3 protein-coding genes and 2 pseudogenes are annotated in these 2,455 nt (G+C 73.2%); all 5 read left to right on the top strand.

Annotated features, from left to right (window positions below; genetic code table 11):
* A pseudogene (locus Q0L15_RS18965) lies at positions 1 to 354 on the top strand (hypothetical protein); the annotation flags it as partial.
* Positions 351 to 797, top strand: a complete 447-nt coding sequence (locus Q0L15_RS18960; protein ID WP_296606071.1) for a GMC family oxidoreductase — start codon at positions 351 to 353, stop codon at positions 795 to 797. The pseudogene Q0L15_RS18965 and the gene Q0L15_RS18960, both read left to right, overlap by 4 nt.
* On the top strand, positions 794 to 1,255 hold the full coding sequence (locus Q0L15_RS18955) for a hypothetical protein (protein ID WP_296606069.1): 462 nt from the start codon (positions 794 to 796) through the stop codon (positions 1,253 to 1,255). The genes Q0L15_RS18960 and Q0L15_RS18955 overlap by 4 nt, the downstream gene beginning before the upstream one ends.
* Positions 1,252 to 2,274, top strand: coding sequence for an Ldh family oxidoreductase (locus Q0L15_RS18950; RefSeq protein ID WP_296606068.1), 1,023 nt, complete (start codon positions 1,252 to 1,254; stop codon positions 2,272 to 2,274). The genes Q0L15_RS18955 and Q0L15_RS18950 overlap by 4 nt, the downstream gene beginning before the upstream one ends.
* Positions 2,271 to 2,455, top strand: a pseudogene (locus Q0L15_RS18945) (uroporphyrinogen decarboxylase); the annotation flags it as partial. The gene Q0L15_RS18950 and the pseudogene Q0L15_RS18945, both read left to right, overlap by 4 nt.

Here is a 2,455-nt window from a genome sequence, read left to right as displayed (position 1 = left end):
GTGGTGCTGATCGGCGCGAACGGCATCGGCACGCCCCGGCTGCTGCTGATGTCGGAGTCGGCGCGCTTCCCGAACGGGCTGGCCAACAGCTCGGACCTGGTCGGCCGGCGGCTGATGCTGCACCCCTTCGGCTCGGTCGTCGGCCTCTACGAGGACGACCTCGAGGACTGGGTGGGCCCCGCCGGCACCCAGATCGAGTGCATGGAGTTCTACGAGACCGACACCTCGCGCGGCTTCGTCCGCGGGAGCAAGTGGCACGTGATGGGCACCGGCGGACCGCTGGAGATGGCCACCCGCTGGCAGATCGGCGAGGGGGTCTCCGAGGAGCCGTTCTGGGGTGAGCAGTTCACATGATCGAGTGGATGATCATGCCCGACGACCTGCCGGAGGAGCACAACCGGGTCACGCTCGACCACGACCTCCGCGACTCCGACGGCCTCCCGGGGGCGAAGATCAGCTACACGACGTCGGACAACACCCACCGCATCCTCGACTTCGGGCTGAACCGGGCGCTCGAGGCCCACGAGGCCGCGGGTGCGACGAAGGCGTGGATCACGTTCCGCAACTTCTCCTCGGGCCACAACCTGGGCACCGCGAAGATGGGCGACGACCCGGCGACCTCGGTGGTGAACCGGTGGGGGCGCACGCACGACGTGCCGAACCTGTACGTGATCGACGGCAGCGTGTTCACCACCTCGACCGCCACGAACCCGACGTCGACGATCTGCGCGCTGGCGCGGCGGACGGCGACGTACCTGGTGGAGAACCGGCGTGAGCAGGAGGTGTCGACGGCATGAGCATCACCAACGTGACCATCCAGCCGGCCGCTGCGCCGGCGTTGACCCCGCAGGAGCGGGAGCGGCTGGCGCTGCTGGCGGACCGGCTGATCGCCGGTGGGGCGGGGCTGCCCTCGGCCAGCGGCGCGGAGGTGCACACGCAGTGGATCGACCGGGCGATGGCGGTGCGTGCCGACCTCGACGGTGCGGTGCGCGCGGTGCTGGCGCTGGAGGGTGACCCGGCGGAGGTGGTCGAGCGGCTGCAGGCCGAGGACCCGGTGCTGTTCGGGTCGTTCGCGATGGCGGTGGCCGGTGCCTACCTGATCAACCCGCGGATCCGGCGGGAGCTGGGCTACCCGGGTCCGGCGCCGATGAAGAACGCCGCGCTGCCCGACGAGGCCGAGTCCTACCTCGAGGACGGGATCCTCGACGTGGTCGTCGCCCGCGGCCCGATCTACCGCCCCACCCCGGCCTCGTGAGCGAGTCCGCGCCGGCCGGCGCGCTCGTCGACTGGACCACGCGGGTGCTCGTCCGCACCGGGCTCGGCGCCGACGAGGCGGCGACGGTCGCCGACAGCCTCGTCTTCGCCGACCTCCGCGGGGTCAGCACCCACGGCGTCCTCCGCCTCCCCACGTACGTCGAGCGGCTGCGCGCCGGAGGCATCAACGTCCGCTCCCGCCCCAGCGTCGTGTCGGACGCCGGCGCCCTGGTCGTGGTCGACGCCGACGCCGGACCCGGCGCCAGCACCGGCGCCACGGCCGCCGACCTGGCCGTGGCTCGGGCCCGGGTGTACGGCATCGGCTGCGTGATCGCGCGCAACGCCAACCACTTCGGCGCGAGCGCCTACTTCACCAACCGGATCGCCGACGCGGGGATGGTGGGTATCGCCGCCTGCAACACCGAGCCGGTGATGTGCGCCCCCTTCGGCGGGGCCCCGGTGCTCGGCACCAACCCGATCGCGGTGGCGGTGCCCGCGCCGTACGACCGGCGCCCGCAGCTCGACATGGCGACCACGGTGACCAGCCAGGGTCGACTGATCATGGCCCAGCGCGCGGGCGAGGACATCCCGCTGGGCTGGGCGGTCGACGGCGACGGCCGCGCCACCACCTCCGCGGCGGCCGGCCTCGAGGGCGCCCTGCTGCCGGTCGGCGGCCCGAAGGGCTTCGGGCTCGCCTTCGCGGTCGACGCGCTGCTCGCCGTGGGCGGCGCCGGGACCAGTCCCGACGTCCTGGCGCTGTCGGGCGACCCGGCCACGCCCCAGCGCCTCGGGCACCTGTTCATCGCGGTCCGCGCCGACGTGGTCGCGCCCCTGGACGACTACCGCGCCCGCATCGACGCCCTGGTCGCCGCGGTCCACGCGAGCGGGGGAGAGCTGGACGTGCCGGCGCCCCTCGTCCCGGGCGAGCCCGAGGCTGTCGACGTCCCGCTCCCCACCTCCCTGACCGGCGCACCGGCGCCGGTACCTCCCACCCTGGCAGAACAAGGCGGACCCACGTGACGACCATCCAGTCCCTCCAGACCGACTACTTCCTGGTCCCCCTGGAGACCGTCCTCAGCGACAGCACCCACGGCACCATCCCGCACTTCGAGCTGGTCACCGTGCGGGTCGTGGACAGCGACGGCGCCGAGGGGATGGGCTACACCTACGCCGTGAACTCCGGTGCCCGGGCGTTCCACGC

This window comes from Nocardioides sp. (assembly GCF_024509035.1).
In the GTDB taxonomy this organism is placed as follows: Bacteria; Actinomycetota; Actinomycetes; order Propionibacteriales; family Nocardioidaceae; genus Nocardioides.
Note: the sequence above shows the minus strand (reverse complement) of the source record. Positions and strands in the feature narration are given on the sequence as shown.

Bases quoted from the DNA above. Each gene is read 5' to 3' on its own strand.
- Q0L15_RS18955 (WP_296606069.1), top strand. From the start codon at position 794: ATGAGCATCACCAACGTGACCATCCAGCCGGCCGCTGCGCCGGCGTTG.
- Q0L15_RS18960 (WP_296606071.1), top strand. From the start codon at position 351: ATGATCGAGTGGATGATCATGCCCGACGACCTGCCGGAGGAGCACAAC.